The sequence below is a fragment of the Marinobacter sp. 1-3A genome, from assembly GCF_016597775.1.
GTDB classification, from domain to species: domain Bacteria; phylum Pseudomonadota; class Gammaproteobacteria; order Pseudomonadales; family Oleiphilaceae; genus Marinobacter; species Marinobacter xiaoshiensis.
In genome coordinates this window covers 1-24,147 of sequence record NZ_VCGZ01000013.1, presented here as the reverse complement: position 1 = coordinate 24,147, position 24,147 = coordinate 1, and the positions used below count along the sequence as shown (strand labels likewise).

The 24,147-nt window shown below is 54.9% G+C and carries 16 protein-coding genes; 15 read left to right on the top strand and 1 reads right to left on the bottom strand.

Features of this window, described 5'->3' with window-relative positions; all coding sequences use genetic code 11:
• The first annotated feature begins 4 nt into the window (after positions 1 to 4).
• The 15 genes from FE848_RS16990 to FE848_RS16920 are packed head-to-tail and all read left to right on the top strand — an operon-like array spanning position 5 to position 23,350.
• Positions 5 to 166, top strand: a complete 162-nt coding sequence (locus FE848_RS16990) for a hypothetical protein (RefSeq protein ID WP_200205046.1) — start codon at positions 5 to 7, stop codon at positions 164 to 166.
• A 5-nt stretch (positions 167 to 171) separates the two neighbouring features.
• Complete coding sequence (locus FE848_RS16985) at positions 172 to 1,221, top strand: phage late control D family protein (RefSeq protein ID WP_200205045.1); 1,050 nt, start codon at positions 172 to 174, stop codon at positions 1,219 to 1,221.
• Entirely contained in the window at positions 1,218 to 1,862 is a 645-nt protein-coding gene (locus FE848_RS16980; protein ID WP_200205044.1) for a phage baseplate assembly protein V, read from the top strand. The genes FE848_RS16985 and FE848_RS16980 overlap by 4 nt, the downstream gene beginning before the upstream one ends.
• Before the next feature lie 11 nt (positions 1,863 to 1,873).
• Complete coding sequence (locus FE848_RS16975) at positions 1,874 to 3,505, top strand: hypothetical protein (RefSeq protein ID WP_200205043.1); 1,632 nt, start codon at positions 1,874 to 1,876, stop codon at positions 3,503 to 3,505.
• A gap of 7 nt (positions 3,506 to 3,512) precedes the next feature.
• Positions 3,513 to 3,905, top strand: a complete 393-nt coding sequence (locus tag FE848_RS16970) for a GPW/gp25 family protein (protein WP_200205042.1) — start codon at positions 3,513 to 3,515, stop codon at positions 3,903 to 3,905.
• Positions 3,906 to 3,917: 12 nt separating this feature from the next.
• Positions 3,918 to 6,095: a baseplate J/gp47 family protein gene (locus FE848_RS16965; protein WP_200205041.1), complete on the top strand. Its 2,178-nt coding sequence runs from the start codon at positions 3,918 to 3,920 to the stop codon at positions 6,093 to 6,095.
• Between the two features lie 7 nt (positions 6,096 to 6,102).
• Positions 6,103 to 8,454 carry a phage tail protein gene (locus tag FE848_RS16960; protein ID WP_200205040.1) on the top strand — a complete coding sequence of 784 codons (2,352 nt, stop codon included), beginning with the start codon at positions 6,103 to 6,105 and terminating at the stop codon, positions 8,452 to 8,454.
• Positions 8,455 to 8,469: 15 nt separating this feature from the next.
• Entirely contained in the window at positions 8,470 to 9,384 is a 915-nt protein-coding gene (locus FE848_RS16955; protein ID WP_200205039.1) for a hypothetical protein, read from the top strand.
• 21 nt (positions 9,385 to 9,405) lie between these two features.
• Positions 9,406 to 11,121, top strand: a complete 1,716-nt coding sequence (locus FE848_RS16950) for a hypothetical protein (protein ID WP_200205038.1) — start codon at positions 9,406 to 9,408, stop codon at positions 11,119 to 11,121.
• A gap of 10 nt (positions 11,122 to 11,131) precedes the next feature.
• Positions 11,132 to 14,659, top strand: coding sequence for a hypothetical protein (locus FE848_RS16945; RefSeq protein WP_200205037.1), 3,528 nt, complete (start codon positions 11,132 to 11,134; stop codon positions 14,657 to 14,659).
• Between the two features lie 6 nt (positions 14,660 to 14,665).
• On the top strand, positions 14,666 to 16,192 hold the full coding sequence (locus tag FE848_RS16940; protein ID WP_200205036.1) for a hypothetical protein: 1,527 nt from the start codon (positions 14,666 to 14,668) through the stop codon (positions 16,190 to 16,192).
• Positions 16,189 to 16,779, top strand: coding sequence for a DUF4255 domain-containing protein (locus tag FE848_RS16935; RefSeq protein ID WP_200205035.1), 591 nt, complete (start codon positions 16,189 to 16,191; stop codon positions 16,777 to 16,779). The genes FE848_RS16940 and FE848_RS16935 overlap by 4 nt, the downstream gene beginning before the upstream one ends.
• A gap of 21 nt (positions 16,780 to 16,800) precedes the next feature.
• Positions 16,801 to 17,478, top strand: a complete 678-nt coding sequence (locus FE848_RS16930; protein ID WP_200205034.1) for a carboxypeptidase-like regulatory domain-containing protein — start codon at positions 16,801 to 16,803, stop codon at positions 17,476 to 17,478.
• A gap of 13 nt (positions 17,479 to 17,491) precedes the next feature.
• Positions 17,492 to 19,600 (top strand): ATP-binding protein, encoded by a 2,109-nt coding sequence (locus tag FE848_RS16925; RefSeq protein ID WP_200205033.1) that lies wholly within the window; start codon positions 17,492 to 17,494, stop codon positions 19,598 to 19,600.
• 9 nt (positions 19,601 to 19,609) lie between these two features.
• On the top strand, positions 19,610 to 23,350 hold the full coding sequence (locus FE848_RS16920) for a DNA/RNA non-specific endonuclease (protein ID WP_200205032.1): 3,741 nt from the start codon (positions 19,610 to 19,612) through the stop codon (positions 23,348 to 23,350).
• 362 nt (positions 23,351 to 23,712) lie between these two features.
• Here FE848_RS16920 and FE848_RS16915 read toward each other — a convergent pair whose 3' ends face one another.
• A complete protein-coding gene (locus FE848_RS16915) occupies positions 23,713 to 24,090 on the bottom strand; it encodes a diguanylate cyclase domain-containing protein (protein ID WP_227715423.1) in 378 nt (125 codons plus the stop codon).
• Positions 24,091 to 24,147: the final 57 nt, after the last annotated feature.

Genomic DNA, 24,147 nt, shown 5'->3' with positions numbered 1-24,147 from the left:
TGATATGCCATTGCTGATTGACGAAGTTATTGCGGAAGTGGCGAACACACCCACTCCAGATAACCAGGCACAGGTAGCACCACGGGATAGCGGAAGCGATCAGAGCAACATGTTTGCGCAACTTGAAATACTGCGTGAGCGACAGCAGCGGTTGGAGGTGGACTAATCACCATGCAGAGCCAGCCACTGATTAATATTCGCCCAAGAATATCGGTAAACGGCGAAAACCGTGCCGACCTGGCGGCCCAGCTGAATTCTTTAACCATTCAGCTCCCCTGGCATGGCTGTGCCAGCGCCGAACTGTCAGTCACCAACTGGGGTCTTGCAGACGGCAGCCCATACCCATCCTGGTTGTTCAATCATATTTCCATGGGAGACCAAGTACATATTGCCCATGACACGCCTTCTATTACGCTGTTTGAGGGCGAAGTAACCGGAATTGAAGAGCAATACGGAGCATCCGCTCCTGTGCTGACCCTGCTTTTACAAGATCGTCTGCATTTGCTTGGCCGGCTTCGCCAGAGCCGTTGCCACGAAGACCAGACTCCTGATCAACTGCTGCAGACACTGGCCAGCGATGCCGGGCTGGAAGCAGATACCCGCGTGTCTGATGTGGCTGCAGACTGGCATCAGCTGAATGAAAGTGCCCTGGCTTTTGCCCTCAGGATTTGCCGGCGGTTCGATGTGGGTTTAAGGCTGGATCGTGGAGCTTTGCGAGCCATGCCCGAGGACCCTGATCCTGAACCGGTTGTATTAGGACCAGGCAACGGAGCCCTGAACATCCGCATTTTGGCAGACCTGAACCACCAGTATCAGCATTCAAAGGTAACCGGATATAACCCCACCACCGGAGAACCTGTCGAGGCTACTGCCGATCAGCCCAGGCACTCTGCCCCGGGAAAAACAGCCGGTGACACCCTTGCGGATTTGGGTTGGGAGAGTAGCGACACCCTGCCCCACCCGATGGCACGCAGCAATTCTGAAGCAGAAGCTTATGCTTCGGCAGGGTTCCACAGACAAGCCCGTAAATTCCTCCACGGCGAACTGATCTGCATGGGTGAGCCCAATCTGAAGCCCGGCAAGGAAATCGAGCTTGAAGGTGTCTCACCCAGGCTTGCAGGAATCTGGCAGGTAGGCCTGTGCCGACACACCTTTGATAGCCGCAATGGCTTTCGCAGCCATGCAAAAATCCATCGCGCTCAATGGAACCCGGAACCATGAATAGTCACATCCCCGGAAACCTTCAGAGCCTACAACTGGCTGAAGTGATTGATAATGCCGACCCGGAGAACCGAGGTCGCATACGCGTTCGCTTCCACGCCACGGAGCTGGAGTGCTGGGCGAGCGTTATTGCCCCCTCTGCCGGCCAGGGCTATGGGGCCAGTTTTATACCTCGCTTGGGTGAAACAGTGGTAGCCGCCTTTGCAGCTCCGGACATGCCGCTGGTATTAGGCAGCATCTGGACTGGCACCGAGAGCCGCCCGGATGAAGCCGAGCCACAAGAGGAGCACTACGTGGTGCGAACGCCTTCCGGAACCGTTATGGAGTTTGACGATAGCGCCTCAGGCCCTTCATTCGAGGTTATAACCCGCTCGGGATACAGCGTTCGTATCAGCGAAAGTGGCGGAGGCGAAATCAACATAGAGCGAGGAAGCCAGAAAGTCACGCTCACATCTACCTCTATAGAAGTGAGTAGCTCGGGGCCCGTAGAAATCAGCGCTGCAAATGTCAGCATATCCGCCAGTATGGTTCAGGTGGATGCCAGCATGTCACGGTTCAGCGGTGTAGTTCAGGCAGACACAGTCATTGCCAACTCGGTAGTGGGAACCAGTTACACCCCAGGCGCCGGGAACATCTGGTAGGAGGCATAAGCATGAACATGCAACAAAAGCTGCACCCAGTCAGGCTTAACGCCCCCTTCTACAAGCCCGAGGGCGGCGCTGGGTTACACCGCTATCTGGATTCGGATTTCATAAATCGATTTCGCCAGGATGTAATTTCGGGGCACCTGGATGGCGAGCCCTTCAGCCAGTGGCAAAACGAAGAGCGACACAGCCAATGGGATAATCGGCCAGTCCTCCGCCTTCCCACCCACCGCACCTTCCACCTGGTTAGCTGTGAAGCAGTTTGTGATCAGCTTGGGCAACCTGCTCTGAATCCACGAAGAGTCACTTCTGCAGGTTTTGTTGTTCGCCGGATAACACCAGAGGGTGAGCAGGCATGGATGCTGGATGGCGGCGATGCCCTTGGCTGGAAGCCAGCCCCCACCCACACTGGGGATCCGGATCTTGACCGCAGGCTCTGTGCCAGCGGTGTACTCGGGAAGCGTGCAGCGAACCCCTCCTACACGGGCGAGCAAACCCACCCTATGCATATCCTCAGTGCCCGGGATATGGAGGGAAAAAACCACACTTTACTCTATGGATACGTGCCTCTGGGGGGCTTTCGCTATCATCGGGAAGCCGAATCTCCAGTCAATACAGACGCTCTGACGGAAGCCGGCAGATTCGATGCACAGCAGTTGCACTGGCCGTTCGGTTTCAAAAATCAGTCTGGTGGCCACTGGCGGGATGAGCATGCCAGTCAGGTAGCTTCCGGAGAGACTTCGCCGGCATTTCTCGGCCTGCTGAAACTCCTGGTAGAGCGCTATCGAGTTGGTTCTGACATAGCCGGGAATAGTGAGTTGGAAGAGCTTTGCTCGAGCATTTGGTTTCACGACATCCCTTCTCACGTTTTGTTGTCTATCCCAGCACAGGAATTACAAGAGGGCGACAGGATCCGGAAATACCGAACCAAAACGGTATTGGCTTACCTGCAAGATAGTTTCGGGCGTGCCCAAAATCCTCTTATTGCCTGGCTGGATCAGCAGGAGGAGCGCTCTTCCAACGGCCTGGAAACGCAGCCTTTGCCAAATCCAAACGGGTCAGGATCTATCTCCTGGCACCTGTATGTTTCTGAGGAGCAGGCTCTGGCCTTCCGACAACTACTCGGCCAGCGTTACCAACAACTTGTACTTGAACAGGCCAGGGAGATCCCGGTGCCCAAGTTCGGTGATGGTAAAAGTGATCTCTACCGGATTATTCCATTCCTCAGAGCCCGTAACGATCAGGGACGCGAACAAATTTACTGGGCAGACGAAGGCAGCCAAACAGAAACGTTTCGGGTAGCCAGCCCCCTGGATCCGGAAGCTTGTCGACCGTCACCTATACCGGTTCCAAGCATGCGGGATCTGCGACGAGGTATGGCTAAAGGCGCCAGTCTTCTCACGCCTTCAGACACTTTCGCCATGCTTAAGCGACTGCGACCAAAAAAAGGGCTCGGCAAGGAGCTCATGGGTGGCGAGGTATCGCAATCCGGCATGCAGTGGATACTGGTCTTCAGTTTGCCCGTAATCACCTTGGTGGCAATGATTCTGCTCATGGTGATGGTGTCACTTCTGAATATCGTTTTTTTCTGGCTGCCCTGGGTGAAAATCTACTTACCTTTTCCGAAGATAAACAGGTAACCCGACTATGCAGGCACCTACACCTAACATACAGAGTTGGCCTTTGGGCGGCATTGATGAAAATGGCCAACTCGATTGGGCCAAAGATGATACCAGCATCCGCGAGGTGATGCTGAATATCCTCCTGACTCGCCAGGGAGAGCGCATCCAAAAGCCCACTTTCGGCGCTGGATTACCTGATTTTGTACACCAGCCCAATAACGAAACGACACGTAATCTGATTGCCGGTGTAGTGCGCAAGAATCTTGCACTGCTTGAGCCCAGAGTGGTCGTAGATCAAGTGCTGGTGCAGCCGGGCGGTGCTGAGCGACTTTCGGATGTACACATAAATATCCGTTACCGGCTGAAACACCGCCGGGATATGGCGGAACTCGGTTTCACGCTCAATCTGGGTGCATAAAGAGGACTGTCTATGCCATTACCTGTTCCCAATCTGGATGACAGACGCTTTGACGACTTGGTTAAGGAAGCCAGAGAGCGTCTTGGTGCCCACCTTCCGGAACTTACCCAGATCAGCCCCGGTGATCCGATACACACAATCACTGATCTTTTTGCGTGGTTTACCGAAACCATTCTCTACCGGGCAAATCTCATTCCAGAACGCCAACGGCGAGCCTTTCTGAATCTGCTTCAGGTACCCGTGCGCCCCGCTAAGGCTGCCACGGGCGTTGTGTGCATCGACAGTGCACCAGGCAGTGCAAGCTTGCCTGCTCTAGTGCGAGATGGTGCCCAACTGAGAGGCGGCAAACAGTTTCTGACCGCAAGTGGAGAGTTGCAGCCCACAAACCTGAGCAGCAGAGTATTGATAAAAGAGGTTATTGGGCCGGAAGCTTTGGGCGAATTAGGCATCACGCCCCGTGACTTGAAAGAACAGTTCGGTCTGGCCGATGGGCAAGAGCCGACCCCTTTTCGCCCCCGCCAGTTCAGCGTGGGTCGGGAAGCTCTGGCATTGGCTGACAGTCTCGATCAAGCGCTTTACGTAGCCTGCGTCGCCCCAAAAGCTCTCGCAGGCCAACTCAGCGTTCTCAGAGACAACCTGGCTGGCATCGTTATCAACATTGCAATAGCTCCCGCTGATGATCAGCCCGACGATCTGGTCGACAGCATTGCACCCCGGACTCTGGTTTGGGAGTTGGTAAATCAAGGCAACGATGGCAGGACGCGTTTTCTCCCTTTGGAAATAATTGCCGACAGTTCCGGTGGTGGACGCCTGGCTGGTGTTGTTCGCTTGAGAATTCCCCGTAACCCGCACCTGCTGCAGAGCTTTACCGATGCAGATCCGATGTTCACCGGGTTTCAGGATTTGCCCCCAGCCCTGGAAGATCCGGAAGAGTCTGCTCGCACCGCTTTCTGGTTGCGCTTGCGATGCCCGGATGAACCCGGGTTGGCGCTGGGTTATTTGGATCTCAACGGGGTAGATGTTGTTGCCCAAGGCCTCCGAACCAATCAGATAGTCGGCATGGGGACCGGTATGCCTGACCAGGTGATCGTCTTGCCAGACAATCAGGTTGATGCAGCCTCAATTCAGTTGCAAGTAGAGGAAAATGGTCATTGGCGAACCTGGGAGCAGCAAGATTTCCTCGCCGGACAGTCCCCGGAAGCAAGGGTGTACAGGCTAAATCCGCAAACGGGCTATGTGTATTTTGGTGATGGTGTCTCCGCTGGCAGAAGGGTATCTGCCGGGGTCCGGGTTCGTGCCCTCGAATACCGTTACGGCGGCGGCCAGGAAACCAACCTTCCAGCAGGGTCCATAAAGGAAATTGTCGGAAACAGCAGCTTGCGCGTAAGGCACCTATGGCCATTAACCGGGGGGCGGGATGCAGAAACCGTCGAACAAGCGGAGAAACGCATCCCTAAGTTTTTAACCCACCGCAATCGTGCCGTTACGGCTGCAGATTTCAAAGTAATTACCGAGGGCAATCCTGTTAATCCGGTTGCCCGCGCAGAAATCATTGCGGGTTTTCTTCCAGGCGGCAGCATTCACGCCGTGCGCAGAAATGTACCAGGTGCAATTAGCGTATTCGTGCTTCCACCACTGGCGCCCGCCCTCGGATCCACTCCGCGGCCCACCCGCGGTTTACTCAAGGATGTATTCGGGTATCTGCTTGAGCGTATTACCATCGGCACGGAACTGAATGTGCTGAGTCCCGAGTTTATTCCGGTGGCGGTTTCTGTGCGAGTCGAAGTCAGAGACCGGCAAACGGAACAGCAAACTCTCCAGAATATTCGCGATGCGCTTATTCGGTATTTGTGGCCTCTCGCACCTGGCGGCGCTGACGGTGAGGGTTGGCCCATGGGGCGGGCAGTGAGTGCCAACGAGCTTGCAACCCAGGTTGCGCGGGTAAACGGGGTTCAATCCTGGCATGGACTCGCGCTTTACACCCGGCCTGACGAAAAAGCTCCGTGGCAACCGTTGGATGAGGGAGAGCAGCTCGCACTGTCAGATTACCAGCTACCGGAATTGCTCGGTGTTCGAATCGAAAGCGGGGCAGGCTCTCTGAAACTACCCGACGGCATAGGCCCTGCATCGGGCGAACAGGCGGTATCTGTTCAGGGCATTGCCGTCCCGGTTATTCCGAATCTTTGCTAGGTGAAATATGGACATTAATAGCACCCGGTATTTTCTGCTACGCACCGCCGATGAGTTTTCGAATGCCTCGGCTCGACTGCAGTGGCACCCGCTACGCCAGGCGCTGACCCTCGCACAAAATCAAGCTTTGCGCATTCCAGTAATAATGCCCGACACAGCCATGGAAGTATGGAAGTCAGCCACGCCGATGGCACAGGATAGTTTTGGCCAGATTGCATACCTGTCAGATGATCGCACCCGGGTATTGTTCAACAGCGGCCATGGCGACATGCCATTGAGAGACGCCCAACTGGATGAGGTATCACCACCAGATGGCTGTCAGTACCTCGACATGAATCTGAATCGGGAAGGCCTGCTGGCATTGCCATGGAGCAACGGAGAGAACCTGCACGGGCTAACGCTGTTTCATCTGGGAAAACGCTGGCAAGCGCAATGTTCACTACCGGAAAAAGCACACCGGGTCTGGCTGGATCCAGAGAATCGTTCCTGGTGCCTTGGTGCCAGCCAACTCATGCTGTGCGCAGGTGAGCCATTACCTCTGCCCTATAATCCGCAACCTGGCCGTTTCGAACCAGAAACAATCAATCCGGACCAGCTATCAATGTCCTGGCAACAGGCACTGCCTGAAACTGAACACACACTGGCACTTTGCGGCGATGACGAAAACCTGTACGTCCTGGGCACAAGAGCAGACAACGTGCAATCGGTATTCGTCCGCCCATTAACATTGAGCCCGGATATTTCATGGCTCCAGTACGGGATGGATGAGCAACTTCCCCTGTGTATAGACCTCGCCGTTACCAGAGACGGGCGGCTGGCAGCCCTGGCACCAAGGGAAGATGACGACAAGGATTATGCAAACCGGGATTGCCCTGTACTCACGCTGCAACGGGACAATGAGCACGGTAACCACAGGGCGCAGTTAGTTCGTGAACGCTATCCGATGTTGTCCCAAGCCATACCCCGTTTTGTGACCAGTGCTGATGGAAAACTCCGCTATCAGGCCTCTTCGGGCCCAGGATTTGAGGCAAGCCCCGTGCGCCCCCGGGAACTCCACCCTCTGCGCCAGGTTTGCTATGAAAGTGAGTCCAGTGCCCTGCTGGCTCACACACTTGATTCCGGCCACCCGGATACCCTCTGGCACAGGGCGTACCTTGACGCCTGTATTCCTGTGGGCTGCAGCCTCCGGCTCTCTGTACGTGTGTATGACCATCCAGACGATCGCACTTCAACTGCGCTTCTCGATCAGCCAATGCCCACGTGGAACAGCTTGCCTTCCGAATTGCCTTTCCAGTCTGCGTTGTCCGGGCACGAACCTGGGCGACGAGGGCTGTTCGAAATCCTGTTGCAGGCACCAGATGGAGAAGTACGGGAACTCCGGGGGCGTTATTTACAGCTGCAGGTGCACTTCAGAGGAACAGCGCGACAGACTCCCGCGCTGCATGCGTTGCGCATTTACCACCCACGCTTTTCATACCAACAACGTTACTTTCCTGAGCTATACCAACAGGAAAAGCGTCGTAGTGATGGAGCAACTACCGGGCCTGCCAATGGCGCTGATGTTCGCGAACGCCTGTTAGCCAGTTTTGAAGGCATGTTGACCCCCCTGGAAGGTCGCATCGCTGCCTGCGAACAGTTAGTACACCCGGATTCCGCGCCCGCACAACACCTGCACTGGTTGTCAGGCGCCATAGGCGCAGAGCTTCCCGGTCACTGGCCACTGGAGCGCCAACGCCGCTGGTTAAAGCACGCAACGGTTATGCAGCAATACAAGGGAACCCTCGCAGCTACAAACCTGGCTCTGGACATAGCCTGCGACGGAGCGGTCAGCCGCGGCGAAATAGTACTGGTAGAGAATTTCAGGCTGCGTCGCACCATGGCCACCATTCTTGGCCGAAACATGGACGACAAAGATCACCCTCTGACCCTTGGTACCGGTATGAGCGGCAATAGCATTGTCGGTGAGAGCCTGATTCTTGCCGACATCAAGGCCCGGGAATTTCTTTCTCTGTTCGCGCCAGAGTTGACAGAAGAAGAAGATGAAAACCAGGCCGTAGAAACCTTCTTCCAGGAATACGGCCACAAGGTGAGTGTTGTATTGAACGGGCCCGGGATACTGCTTCGCACTCAGGTCAGCGACATCCTTTCCGACAGTATGCCCGCCCATGTCCAATGGCAATTTGTAGAGAGCGAGCAACCATTTGTTCTGGGCACCTCTCCCCTGCTGCAAGTAGACACTTTTATGCAAAACCGGCCCGCAGTACGACCGGTAGAACTTGATAATACCTGGCTTGGACGAGAGGGCGTGCTGCATAACCCTGCAGCGTTTTCCCCCGCTGATGTCCACGCCAGAACCTGATAACAAGGAGGCCACATGAGTAGTGCTGAGGACTTGCCCACACTCGAACAGGACGATCAGTTGGCGGAGCCGCTGCGCCGGGTTGCCTATGAGGCCGGTATGATGCTGGGGCTTGAGGCCACAAGAGACGAGCAGGCTTATCACCGCCGCCGGCTCACACGGCATCAATACTGGCTGAACGGTTACGGCACCCTGGCAGGCATGCGTGTGACCATGACACCCGGCACCCACGATAACACTGCAGACAGTTTAACCGGCCTGCAGCTTAGGGTGAGCTCTGGAACAGGCATAGACGGTCTTGGCCGGGAAGTCATGATGCACGAAAGTCACTGCATTCGGCTTGCACAGTGGCTTGCGGCTCAGCCCAATGAACGATTACTTGAAGGTTACGACAGCGACGCCGGTGAGCTGTGGCTTAAAGTAACCGTGCGCCACAAGGACTGCCCGATCGCCCGGCAACCGGTTCTTACCCGAAGAATAAATGCGGGCAGTGATGCGGTTCAACCCAGCCGGACGGCCGACAGCGTTGAACTGGAACTGATTCCGGAATTACCTCCTGGCTCACCGGATGGCCGATTTAAGCCCTGGGGAAGCCACAACCCGATACAGGATGAACTGCCAACACTGTCTGATGATGAACAACAGACGTTAACCGACTTGCAGGCCAGCAACGCAATAGCCGGCAGGCAGTTGGCCCTGCATGCTCAACTGCTTCACTCGCTGGAAGATAGTGGGCTGTCTACACGCAACCTGGCCCATGAACTGGAAAATGGCGCTCGTCTTCTGCTTGCCCGCATTCGTATCGAAACCTCCGATCCGCTGAATACCGTGGTTAATCCGGGTCTGATTCATATCAACAATCTTGTCCGCCCATTTCTGGCAACTGCCAGCCAGCTTGCCTGGCTCGGCAGCCAGAATAGTAACGGATAACAGGCTTAACAAGGAGCGGTTATGAGCGACATACTCTTTCAGCCACTCGGCGATCCTATTGCCGGAGGCGACAACCTGCAGACACTGGCGGACATTGATCCGCGGATGACACGAACCCATTACTTCGATGGCCGTCTGTTGACAGCAGAAGACCTGGAACGCGACCAGATATACCTGGATCAACGGCTGCGGGAAGTTGGCAAAGCCCTGGGCAGCGGCATCATCAGGGGGTTGGAGTTAAGCTTCAGCTCCAATCCTTACCGTCTTATTGTTGAACCCGGCAATGCCATGACACCCGCGGGGAGAGTATTGCATCTTGGTACCAGAATGACGGTAAACCCGGGAGACAGGGGCCTGATATCACAGCTCAACCAAGGCCAGCATACCCATTTAAATCGCGGTCTCTATGCCGTGGTTTTGCGCTATGTAGACGTACCCACGGATATTGCCGAGGTGTTCCCTACAGACCTGAAAAGCCGCCGGGGCTCGGACTATGCTTTGGTAACTGAATCGGTCCAGCTGGGTCTGGTTCCACTGCCCCTTCCGTTACCCGCCACGGATACCCTGCGGTTAAGGGCCCGGCTGATGGCAGAGTTGCTGGACAATAAACTTGCCAGCAGCGTTATACCCGAAGATTCAGTGGCTCTCGGCTTGTTGTCTATCACCAACGACACACCCCAATGGGTCGACAGCGAACTGTTAAGACACCCGGTCCGCCCGGAACCAGACCATGATGACCTGCAAGAGGATCTTTACCGTCAGTACCAGTCACTACTGAACGATATTACGGAGTATCGTGCAGCAGGCGGGCTGGCACAGCCCTTTGCGGCCTCAGACTATTTTCAGGTCATTCCTCCTGCTGGCCGACTGCCGAAAAACACCTTGGACCCTGAAATTGGCCTGCAAAACTATTTCCCGGAATCATTCGATGTTTCTGTCACGCCTGTCAGGACGGCAGACCTTGATCTCATCCGGCGGGAGTCAATGGCGCTTCCACCAATTGATCTTACCAGGGACGCCAATCTCGGCATCATGGTATTGGCACCGCTTTCCGATGCAGATTACCAAACCTTGTCCAGGCAACTGGTATCTGAGACACCGAACATTGAAAGACAATTTTTACATCCGGATCCGTTGGCTTTAAGGCTATACCGAACCCGCGCATCCCACGCTCTTGATACCGATGCCAGTGTTTGGGCCGATATCTGGAAACGAACAGATAGTGACAACCTGCTTTATGTTCGCCGGGCGGTCAGAGTTGCAGAAACAGGTATCAGCGCAATTGTTCTTGCAAAAGGTTCCGATCCTGACTCCCTGCCCGATGCATCTGATGGTGGTACCGCGGAACCTCGACTACCACCTGCGATAGAGGATGAGCACACAGTATTTCTGCGCATGGTGAACGTGCATTCGCTTGCAAAAATACGACAAGCAAACAGTGAAGAAGGAAAAAGAGCCATAAAGGTGCTTGCCGATATTCTGCCAAGAGAACCGAAGGCCATTGGCGCGGTGTTCGACATACTGCTGTGCGTGGAAGCGCACTACAACCCGGTTATTTGGCAAACCCTGGAACAAGCACAGCAGCGTGGCAATCTGCTCAAACTACGCGAACTTTTAATAAGCGCAGAACCGGAGATAAGGAACACCGCCAAGCAAGTTATTACCGCTGGAACAGACCTTGGCCTTGCGGATGGTTTGCTGGCCCAATGGAAAGAGCGACTGAATGCCCTGCGCTGAGGATGCCACCATGACACTGATCACCCTGAATCGCCCTGTTCGCAGTGACCACAGGCTGGAACGAATTCACATGTTCCCCGGCCGGCACCTTGGGGAACAGGAGCTTGACCGCCAGCAAGCATGGGCAGATGCTCGGTTATCCCAGTTGCTTGTGCACTGCCACCCCGGAATCGTTAATGGTCTTACCCTGGCCGATGAATCGTTGGATAGCCTGACCATTACGCCCGGCCTTGCTGTGGCGGGGAACGGTAAAACCATTCACCTTTACTCTGAACTGAAAACCAGTTGGCAGGCGCTGATCGACCAATATCTGGAGCCTCTGGCAACGGACGATGCAACCGGGGTGTATTACCTTACCTTGAGCCAGTCACTGCGACATGTAGACAGCCCGCAGGTTGAGCCGTGCCAGCGTTCGGAGTTTGATCCTACCCGTGATGCCCAGCTAGTCACCGTGACCACCCTCGCCCTGCGCCGGCTTGCTATCAAGGGCATTTCAGCCCGGGACCAACCACGCTCGCTGATCGAAAATAGGGTAGCAAGTACCGGTGTAACAGCCGCCCTTCTGCACGAACATCCAGACTCGGTTCCACTGGCAGTTGTATGCATCGATCCAGGGGCAAGTGAAGAATCACCAGTGCGCTGGGTGTCGCCCGCCACAGGCCGATACCGAGCAATCCCGAACAGCGGTTACCGCGTACTTCTGGAACAGACCAGCACAGCCATAAACCGTGCAATGGAACGCTTTGCAGCCCGTGAGCTGGCGGAATCGGACGATCAGCATGCATTCCTGAGAGAGAACCTGGCTCTGGATTACCTGCCTTCAGCCGGCCAGTTTCCTGTTAGTTGGTTGCGTAATCCGAACACGGGGGAGGCAAAGCTCGACTGGCTTCCAGCACACTTGGCTGTAGATATGGTACCGGTGCCGGAAGCCCGAATACCGGATTTGATCCTCCGCAACCTTCCTGGTCCGCCCATCAGCCTGCACACACCCCGAGGGGAACGGCTAAGATTATTGCTGGCTTTAAAGGCTGCCGATTACCGGCCCGACTTACTGGACATTCCGCCCACTGACAAACGCCTGGAAGATGATCTGTTCCGCTATCACATGCACGCCCACAAAGCCTGGATGCATTGGAAATCCCAGTTCTATCGGCTGTACTACATTGTGATTTTGCCCAGCCACCAGCCGTCAGGTGACACCAGCGAGGAGGAGGGGGAATTGGAGCCTATCATCCACGACCCCTCCAAGCTCGGCGACCTGGGCTTGCCCAAGCCCGATGGTCCACCAGTAGCACCCAAATTATTTTTCACAGAACTCAGAAACAACGCCAAAGGTAGCCCGGAAGCTCCCGTCTACCCATATGATCAATTCGGACAAGAAGGTCCAGACGGACCTGAGGATTACAAGGCATGGCTTGGCCACGAAGGCGACAGTGAAAACCAGTCCCCTGAGCCCGCGAAGCCGAAAGACGATGGGCTCGTGGTTCGCTATGCCGCCTTGTTGGTGGATATCGAAGAAACGCGCAATCAGATTCGCGACTTAACCAGCCGGGGTGGGCGCCTGCGGGACTTTTTGCTGCTGCAACGACAGCAACTGGATGTTCAGTCTGCCTCCATGTCTGCTTTGGCAAACGGCGTGGCGCCTGGCGACAACGCAACGAAGGGGAAAGGCACCTTGCAGTATAGCTACGCTCTGACCCCTGATACCTACAGCCTCGCCACCACTGCTCAGAACACCCAACGAATCACTCAACAAATAAAAAAGTATCGGCAAAGTGGTGCGTTCAAAAATGCCTCTATGGAGCTACTTGAAAGAAGCGCAGTAAAACAAGCAACGGCCCAAAAAGACAGGTTGCTCCGCAGGAATCCAGATCACACCTCAACCTTTGAAATTATGGCACAGACCCACGGCCAACCATTGGCTCCGCTGGCGGGTGCCATACCTGTGGTGAAACAGGCATTCCCGTCATCTGTCTCCGGGTTCACGGTAATGGAAGATGCCAGCCCGGCTACGGCTCAGTATCAGAAAAATCACGCCAAATTACTGGAACTGAGCACTCTTGCCCATCAGCAGCTGGCAAAGGGGGATGCCAACAGTATCTATAAGCTGCTCAAAGCCGACAAACTCATCGACCCGGGAAAACTGAACCTGAACAAGGACGATGTTAAAGACATCATAAAAGACCAGTACGATGCTCTGCTGGATGCGGGCAAGGCATTAACCGGTTGGATAAAAGGTACGGAATCCCGTTTCAACAATCTGGAGCGACGGCGGGAGGCAAAAATAAGCCAACTCACCCGCATGGAAGCTGAAGCGAAGAAACTTTCAGCCAGCATACGCATTGCCCGCGAACAACTGGACAATCTGTCTCAAACACTGGATGAATGCAAAGGGGATTACAGCGTTGCCCAGCAACTGTTAATGGAGGACTGGGAACGGGTTCAGGCTCGAAACGAGGAGCGTACCCGCATACTGACCACTGGTATACGCGGGCTCTATTATGTTCGTGTTCGCAGCGCCGAGACCTCTCTGCCTCCGGCCGACCCTCTGCAACTCCGCTTCAGACAGGGCAACGACAAGATGCCTGCCTGCAATCCGGAGAACCTGTTGGAGCTACCCGAGACTCTTGCCGGCTTTATGGATACGGTGACGGAAATTCCCCTTGCAGACTGGGGAGCACTGAAGCATTTGATCCCCCAGATACAGCCAGGCTGGAAGATGTCTTTTGCTGACCGGTTCCGGAAGGTTCGGTTTGATAGCAAACGGCAAAACACTAAAAGAGGCAATCTGCCTGCAATTCTTGAATCCCGAATGGGATCCTTGCGCATGAGCAATCAGGCTCTGCTCATCAACTGGTCGCAAGGTTTTATACCCGCCAAGTCCAACAGCCTTCGGCAAGAGCAGAAAGAGACCGCAAAAATACTAGCACTGGATGATGTTAGCAACATCCAGTCCGGCGCTCTGCGAAAAGCAGCAGAGACGCTACGCGATGACCTGGAACTGGCACAGCGCTGCCTGTTACAGCACCTGCGAGGGCTTTCCGGTTCCTTACGTCTGACCTGGGGACAGTTGGCAGAAGACGACCGTCTGCCGGCAGCAGATGTAAACCGCTGGCCGGGCCTTGAGCGTGCAGAGCAAGAAGATTTCAACCGGGTAAGGACCCTCTCCGAGCTGGTCGACTGGTGGTTCCGGCAACTGACCGATGAGCCATCGCCGAACAGTCGACAGGCCATGGAAAACATGATCCGCGCAACGCTGATTGTGGCTTCTTTGGGAGATCCCGAAGACATTATTCGAGGCGCGGTGACCGCACCACCGCGACTTGTTCGTCTCGGTGAACGGCTCAAGGTACGCCTGAACCGGGCTCCCCTGCCCGGCATGGAACTCCAGCTACTGGATGAAATGCAAAGGGTGACAGCTATATTGACTGTGGAAGATCAGGTTGCAGACAGCACCGAAGTCCGAATCTCCCGGGTCCTGCAGAAAGATATCCATATCAGCACCCGGTCCAAGGTTACCGGCAAGGTGCGGAGGTAACAGGGCATGAGCTTGCACCAGCAACCCGACACCACTCATATCCACAGACTGACAGTGCGTGGGCCCCGGGGTACCCTAAGCAGTTTGCAGTCCCGTTTGCAAGCTGGTAACTGGCCTGCACCATCGGATGGTAGTTGGGTGCTGGTTCGTGAGGTTCATGCTACAGCAAGCACCAATTATCTCGCTGACGAATTAATGGAACGCACTCAGCGACTGATCAACAAGGGTGACCCTTCGGATGTGGTGCGGTTCCCTTGTTTGGCGGCATTGCTTGCAGCTCTGATTGGAGATATATGCAAAGGCTTGGCGCAAGACCGCTGGTACTGGCAGCGCTGGTCCCGATTCTGGCAAATGGCCCCAGGTGACGCTGCTCAGAGACTGATACAAGAACATCCGCAGCAACTAGCCGCAATCTGTCACCAGCTGGCAGTTGAAGGCAACCTTTTGACACTCTGGCAGAAGCTCAGCCCGGCGAACGCCCTGGAAATTTTTTATTCTTTCGCCCATGAACTGAACGTATCCCCTAACCGCTTCAGCAAAATAATCTCGACGGCGACGACTGGCGAATTTGAACTAAAGATATCGTCAGCCGGGGGGAAACGATGGCAATCTGTATTCGCCACCTGGCCCCATACCGACAGTCGAGCCAGACTTGCGGCATTGATACTGGCTTCGGAATATACAAGCCTGGCCTTACAAACCGCCCCGAATGAAACCCTGGATGAAATTCTGCGGCGATGGGTTCCGATTAGCACCAGCACAAAAGCTCCTGTATCTGAACCAAACCACGAAAATCGCGCCTTTCGTCCAGCTGTTGCAACCCCAAACCTGAATACCGACGCGCCGGAGCAATCTATAAACGTCGATCATGAGCACTCAACCCCCAAGCTGAAAAGATCCGCAACCGTTTTTCTGCACCCCGCGGAACCACTTGCAAACCCTGCGGGCCGGATCATCGATGGAGAGGCCAAAAACCCATCAGTTAACCATAGCGACATACCAGCCTCAGGTGCTGAACAGAATTCTAGCCAGGGTATCGAGACCAACAGAGTGTTTACCAAGATGGGCGGTGTGCTTTATCTGCTCAATGTACTTAACCGCCCGCCCATACAAGCTCTGATTGAGAAAGCATGGCAAATAGCTCCTAACGGCTGGTACTGGCTCTATCAACTTGGATGCGAGCTTGATCTGGACTCCGGCGACGCACTTTGCGAATTTCTGGCCGAGCGCCTTGATCTCGATACGGTAACTGCTCTGGGGGCATTGCCCCCTCTTCCTTACAGGGAAGAAATCCTGTCACTAGCAGCGCAATGGTTAAGCCCGGAAGACCTATGGGTTCCGTCCTTAATCCGGGCCCCGGCAGAGTTCAGCTATACCCCCGGGCATTTTGATCTGTATCTGGACAACAGTCAGGTACGCCTGGAGCTTCGGCTGGCGGGACTGGACTTCAATCCCGGATGGCTACCCTGGCTGGGGACAGTAGTGACCTTCCATTTTGACGATTTTCCGCACCTGCAGGGAGCAGTAAATTGAGCAACTACACCATTATTGAGCGGGTCAGCAAAGAAATACGCCAACAAATTTTCGTTGCACTGAGCGAGGCCCCAGGTACCCAATTTTCGGTAACCGGTGCTGCCAGCAATATTGTCTTCGCAGCGCCGGGAGAAAATCTCAACAACCAGGTGGTTGTATGCCTTTACCTTTACAACATCAGCCAGCAACAAAGACAGCGCAACCCCATGCCACTGCGCTCCGGAGCAGGCGAGGAAAAGTTCCCACCACTGCCTGTGCAGCTAAGGTATCTGATGCTGCCGGTAGATAACGAAATCAACAACCAGTTGATGGTGGGCCGTATTCTCCAGCACTTTCACGACCACCCGGTGCTGAAATCGGTTGACGGCGAACCACTGGATAGCAGTTTTGGCCGGGAGCAGGATCAGATACGGGTCATACCCGAAGATATTCCAATGGAGCAAATTACGCAGCTTTGGAATGCCTTCAATCAGCCCATGCGACTGGCCTCCTTTCTGCGGGTAGACGGCGTGGCAATCGACTCGCATCGCAGTCCACAGCAGTATGGGCCCGTTCGCGAAACTTACACTGTGCTGGGCCAAAAATAGCCCGGAACAAAGGATGGAGCAATGAGCAACACCCAAGTGATCGTCTCGCAAGCCATCATCAGCGGCCGCATACGTAACCTGATAAGTGGGCAAGCTGTGCCCCAGGGCCTCATGGTTAAGCTTTGGTACCGCCCTGTTCCGGAAGGCGCCGCCAGCCCCGCCGATTACAAACTGTCCAGGCTATATCTCAAATTGACTGCAGATGGGTATTTCTGTTTCTCCGCAAGCGGAGGCTCGGTATTCGGAGGTCGATCCCCTGCGCCTGATATGCAATTCCGGTTGGACATAAACGCCCCTGGATTCCAGCCCCTTAGCCACAGCTTCGAGCTGGGCTCTGAGCAATTGACCAGCATGCGTTCAACCCTTGAACTGGCAGGAGCAGAAGAGGAAGTAACGCGGGTCGCAGGCCCCTTTGAGGATCTGGATGTACAAATCTCACCCTTGCCTCTTCGGCTTGCCGGCCAGGTGCTTAAGGACGGCGACCCGGACACACCCCTGGCCCATGCCAGCGTAACCGTGTCTGCGCCAGAACCAAGGCCGACTGTGACTACCGACGAGCGGGGGTTCTTCATCATCGATAATCTTCCCCTGGCAGGAGAAGTCACAGTGACTCTGAGCGACGGCAACAATGATGTGAACCAAACCCTGGTTCTTGATTACCAGCGACCGGTGAACAGCCACCGTTTCACGTTCCAGTAAACCGGGAACCACCATGACGCAACATGAGCAGTTGGCCGGCTACCAGAATGATCTGGACTACCTCACGGACGTTCTGGAACTTATCACCCTGCAGATGGAGCAGGCTGTTGCCCACTTTCGAGCAGTAAGGGGTGACCACAACCGTGAAGGTTTTCTTGGCCTGTTTCTTAACGATGAAGACATCAACCGCACGCTGACACAACTCAAAACTGTAGAAAGGCCACCAGCAACTTCGCAAAGCATTCGCCACTTGCGCCAGAACATCATTCTCAAAACCCGAGCCACCGCGCGAAAGCTGCCTCCCCAGGCACTTGCCGAATCTCTTGGCCTTGGGCAGCAGGAATCAGACCTGGTCCTTTACCTGCTGGCCGGCGAGACCGACCCTCGTTTCAATCGTGTATGGGCATTCCTGCAGGACGATGTTCAGCGACGTTATTTAACACCCGGGCTAGTAGCACACCTTTCTGATCTCCCCCAATCCAACCACACGGCAGTGAATATTCGAGCCATGCTGTCTGCTGAAGCGCCACTGCTCGAACACAAAGTCATTTCCATGGGGGAGCCAAACCGGCCACTCCTTGAACGCCCCCTTAAACTGGATGACCGCATTGTCGACTTTTTATTGGGCCGCGATACTGTCGACCGGGAGTTGTCGGGATTAGTAGAGGTTTTACCCTATCCCCAGCCCCGTGTTCGCCCGCCACTGCCTGAGGCTCTGCACTCGGTGACCCGTCACCTTAAAAGCAGTCAGCCCATGCCACCTTTACACTTAACCGGCGAGCCGGGCCAGGATCATGAGCTTTGGCTGGCACGCAAACGCGGTCAGAACTTACTGCGGTTGCGAACATCGGAATTGGCAAGAAACCCGGACTGGCGCGAAAAGCTCATTTACCTTCGGCGCGAGCAACTGCTACGGGGTAGTCTTTTAAGCGTGCCAACGGCTGAACAGCTTTCTGGCGAACAGCAGTCGAGCCTGTTGCAAACCATTTCCGATAACCTTGTGCTGCAAACGGAAAATCCCGGTGCGTTTCCGGCAATTTCATCAGCAGTAGAAATAGCCCTTCCTTCAGCTACCCCCGGCATTCGCGAGCTGGCTTGGCAACAGCACCTTCCCGATTACTGGGTGGCACACCAGTATGACGGGATGATTCGAGATCTTGCCCTGACATACCGGCTGACACCTGCCCGTATTGCAGATGTTAGCCAACGGTTAGGCAATTCCCTCAGACTCGACCCCACTATGGGTGCCTTGGATCTCAAAGCAATGTGCAAAGCTGCAGCTGCAGAAACCATGTCCAGTGGTGCCCAGCGCATGAAGTGCGGGCAGACCTGGGAACAACTGGTACTGCCTTCTGCAAGCAAGAAACTACTTGAAGAATTGATTCTCCGGGCAAGCTATCAGCAGCAGGTATTGCAGAATTGGGGTATGGAGCAACTATTTGATCAGCAGCCCGGGTTAAGCGCTCTGTTTGTAGGTCCCTCAGGGACAGGGAAAACTCTTGCGGCGGGCGTGATTGCCCGATCGCTGGGGCTTGAGCTTTTCCGTATCGACCTGGCCACGGTAGTCAGCAAATACATCGGCGAAACCGAAAAAAACCTTCAGAGAATTTTTGACAATGCTACCCGAGCCGATGTGGTGCTCTTCTTTGATGAGGCGGATGCCTTGTTCGGCAAACGCTCCGAAGTGAAAGACGCCCACGATCGCTATGCCAATATCGAAACCAGCTATTTGCTGCAAAAAATCGAGGCCCATACCGGAGTGTGCATACTCGCCTCAAACCTGGCGCAGAACATTGATGAAGCATTCATGCGACGCATACAGGTAGTGGTGGATTTCCCCCTACCCGGGCCGAAGGAGCGGGAGACAATATGGCGGCAACTGCTCACAACCTCAGCCCCAACAAGAGAGGATCTGGATCTGCCTTTTCTGGGTCATCAGTTCGAGCTTACCGGAGCCAACATCAAAAGCATTCTGTTGCTGGCCGGCTGTTATGCAGCTGGAGAACAGCAGCCTATAGGTATGGACCACCTGGTTCAGGCCATTGCAAGGGAATACAGCAAACTGGGCAAGCCCCTGACCAAGACCCTGTTCGGCCCTTACTACAGTCGATTAAGGCAATGAGACCAAACCATGAGCCAGCCTCCTACTACAGTCAACACTCAGGTGCAGCGCCCTACCCCAGGCACTCATACTCAAACGGTGCCTGCGGCCCAGCAACCACAGAGTGCAGAGCAAGGTGCCAGCAATGCCGCAGTTACTGGCCTGATGGAAGATGGCAGTTTTATGGTTGGGCTGGGGCGCGGCATCCGCATCAGTGCCGACACCATTGAGGGCGAGAACCAGCTAAGTGCTGATCTAACCACCCTGAACCTGGGTATTCCGGGATTGCACCTACAAGCATTCAGGTACAACAGCCGCCGTAACAGTGGGCAGCTGGAGGCCAAACTTTCAGTTCCTTTCATGGAATCCGGCAGAGCAACACTGGCACTCGACAACAGCGGCCTCGCAAGCCTCAGAGGTGAAATCACCGCCGCTGCCCAGTTACCTGCGCTGAACAACCCCACACTGACACTATCCCTGGATGAAAACCGTGAATTGTCTGCCGCTGTGGACATTTCGGGAGCAAGTCTGGTTCCGGCGCGCATGAGAAATCTCTCTGTCACTGGCAGCGGCCGGATTGAACTGACCCAAGGAAAGCTCAACGGCAATCTTAACTTTGATCTGGAATATGAAGGCTTGGGCTCCGGCCAGGTCAATATGCGTTTTACCGAAAGCGGTCGTTTGGCCGGTGGCGGCCATGCACTAGTCACCCAGCCACTGCTATCCGGTATTCGGGCAGAGCTTGGTATTGATGAAGCAGGTGATCTGGCCGGCAGCGTATCGCTGCCGGCATCGCGGCTGGAGCCCCCCATACCTGGCCTTTCTATTGCAGAGGGCACCGTTACTTTGGCCTACCGAAACCAGCAGCTTTCCGGCGACATCGCGGGGGTAAACCTCCGTTACCGTGAATTGGGTGATGCCACCCTGAACGGAAGGTTCAACGGCGATCATGCGGAGGGTAGTGGCGAATTTAATGTGGCTATTCCCGGCCTTTCTCAAGCTACTGGTAGCATCGGGTTCAACAACCAGGGCAGATTTCATGGTGGGTTTCAGCTTGCTGCAAATGATTTTCCCGAGGGCCTGCCCATTGAGTCCAGCGAAATTGCCGGAAGCCTCAATGAATCCGGGGAATTAAGCTTCAGTGGCAAGGCTGTTATTACCCTGGCAAGCGTAGGCCGGGGCGAATTTTCTGCCGCCTATGAAAACGGAAGCACACGAATCTCTGCGAACGTAGAACTTACCGACCTGCCCGGGCTGGAACCCGCTACTGTTCTGATCTCTCTCAGTAATGGCCAACTGGAAGGCGAAGCTGACATAGAGGTAGACAGCGAAGCACTACCTGGTATTGGCACGCGCCTGCATATCACTTACCGCGAAGGCCTTTGGTCTGCGGAACAGCAGGTCAATTTCAGCGTGGACAATAACCGGTTGCATGGAACCGTAACTCTCGGGGTTGCTCAGGATGAAGATGGAAGCCTCAATGTGCACGGTGGAGGCGACGTAACTGCAAAGATTGCCCCAAACCTTGAAGGTACCCTGGCCCTTACCATAAACCCGGAAGGAACCATCGATACCCGTGGTGAGATTCGCGTACCGGATCCCGTTGAACTATTTCCTGAAAAGCGGCTGGAAAAAGAGCTGTTCAGTCACAGCCAGAATATTCCCCTGTGGGCGATACTGGTTGCAGTTATCCGTATACGCGCAGGAATGAGAGCCGGCATAGGCCCTGGTGAGCTGCGCAACATAGTCGTTGCGGGTGAATACACTATCGGCGAAGAAGAGCTTCCATCCTTCTCGGTAACCGGCGAGCTTTATATCCCGGCATTTGCGGAAGCCTACTTGGGAATTGGTGCAGGCCTGGGGCTGGATGTCGTCCTGGGCTCCCTCACTGGTGGGATCGAGGGCATGGCCACTGCTGGTATTTATGGAGCCATTTCCGTAGTTCCAGAGTTGGCCTATGAGAATGGTGATTACATGATTAACGGCACCGCCACCCTCGCCGGTGCCGCTAAATTCAAACTGGGTCTCAATGCCTGGGCGGAAATCGAGGCCCTGTGGGTTACTGTATGGGAGAACGAATGGGAGCTGGCGGAATGGGTCTGGGATTTAGGGCCAACCCTGGCCTTGCAAGCCAGGCTCAGTTACAACTTCTCTAACCCCGAACCCCCGAGCCTGGAAGTGGAAACCGGCGATATACCAAATGCCGATCAATTGATTCAGGATGCCATGCCCAAGGATGGCCCGCCCTCCTCTGGCGCTCGGGACGCCATGAGAAATCGCGCAGAATGGAGTGGTCCTGCCCGGCAGCCAGGCAGCGACAGTGAGCTACCTGACCAGCTTGCAAACCAGGCCGAGGGCTCACCCAGACTCCCCGGCCGCCCCTCCGCGCGCGGTGGTGGCCGACCTAGTGAGGACCAACGCCGGGAGCAGCAAGCCCAGACTCAGCGCGAGTTACAGGGACAGACCGAGCAGGCTAACCCGGAAAGTGAGCAGACAGCCAGCAGCGAGAACTCAGTTGCGGAGACAGAGACACCTCCCCAACAGCGAACCCGGCATCCCGCCTCGCCGAACCTTGCCAGCCTGGATGAGCCCCCAGTGCCTATGCCAAGAACAACCGCGCAGCAGCACGAGGATCTGCAGGCGGCCAGTAAAGTATTGAAGCTAGCGTTCCGGCAGGCGGAGGATTCCGAAGATCTTAAAACCCGCTACTTTGCAAAAGTTCGCCAACGTTACCAGCTAAACCGGATCCGCTTTGTTGAAAAAGGTGATAACACGGCTGTGGAGCTGGCAATCAACCCCGAGTTGGATGTTCTGGAAACAATTGAGGCAACCGGGCTGGGCCTGGGAGGCAAGCAAACCCGGATAAGGTACGGAACAGAGTCGGTGATGGGGCACACCGTGGGCGTACTAATGGAAGCTGAGCTGGGACCGGACCACCCTTCCGGCAGTGATGCCAATGGTATCCACTCGCTTATGAACAAACTTACCACAACCCCCACGAATCTGGCTGGCGATCGACGCTACATACGCGGACATCTCCTGAATGGGCAGCTCGGAGGCGAAGGCTCAGACATGAACCTGTTTCCGATCACCCACCAGGCCAATATGGCGCACCGTGATCAGATTGAAAACAAAGTAAAAGACTGGGTCAATATAAAGCGCTACTGGGTAAATTACCGAGTGAGCCTGGAAACTCTTGGCGATCCTGTTCTTAGCCACCCGCAAGAGAACAAAACACTCAATTTTATCAACTGCCACATGATCTGCGAAGCAGCAATTATTACCCTGGACAACAAACAGGTTAATAAGGTCGAAACCACGATAATTTCCAGGTACACACTGCCGGCTGAAAGCGACCGGGAAAATCCGAACTCCATGGCCAATGTCGAAGCAAATACGGATTATTTCGAGGCATCTCCTTCAGACAGAAATGTTGCCGACCGCAGGAATGTAATCCAGGCAAGACAAATTGACGGTGACGCTACTATTAATGAACAAACCGGCAGCCGCACCTATAGGCGCAATGCGCTAATCAGCTCGGCTATTGCCGGTGCCCGTGCACGGGGCTCCAGTAAGGATAAGGTCAAGGAGGCTGCGATGGTGAGTGGCATTGGAGATGAAAGGGCAAGAGTTTTATTAAAGATCTATTGGGAACCCGGCCCTGATGTTCTCACCGGGCTTACCACAGCGGAAAAAAGTGCACTCACCACCATAGACAGACTTGCTGGAAATATTATTGAAAGAATTAAAGCCCTGGGCAACGAATCCTGATAAGCCTGCCTACCCGGCAAACAGTTTACGTACTGCCAGGACATGCTATATTCAAAGATGCAATGCTGCGGTGCGCGACGACTGGAGGGCAGCAACACGCTGATCCCGTTCCCTTAGTCGGTCGGTGAAGAGGCAAACCAAGCGATCCCGGGCAGAAGGTTACGCAAACTCAGGGTCTATTCGGGCGTCATGCGCTAATCAGTCACTAAGACTGGGCAATTGACTCTCTCGGAAAAGCTCTATAGAGAATGCTGGCTCGAAGCTCACATGGGTTCTGCGCCTCACAGGTAAATTCATCGGCTGACAACGGTTAACACTGTCGACGACTCAAGCGGTTGGCCGGTGGATGATCCACCGGCCTGCTATCGTCCCCTCTCAGGCTTACCTGCCAATGCCACAGTCAGCCCCTTGCGTTTGGCCTCAGACATAGCTGCGTCGCTGGCTTCCATCAGGGATTTTTGGGTTTGTCCATGCTCTGGGTACAGGGCTATTCCGATACTTACACCAACGCTGATGATGTGTCCGTGCACATCCAGAGGCTCAGTGATGGCTTTAGCAATACGCTCAGCCACTGCGCAATACTCGCTCTCTTGTTCCAGGCCAACAACAATCCCGAAGAACTCATCGCCACCGATGCGTGCAATGGTATCCATAGAGCGCACGATGCTCGATATTTTGGGTAAGCGGATTAAATGGTTGATCTTACCTTTGCATGAGAGTGAGACAGACCGGCATCTCATCGGATTATCTGGTTGATGCTTCACCTACTGCTGGTGCATGTTTCCTTCGCTAATTCC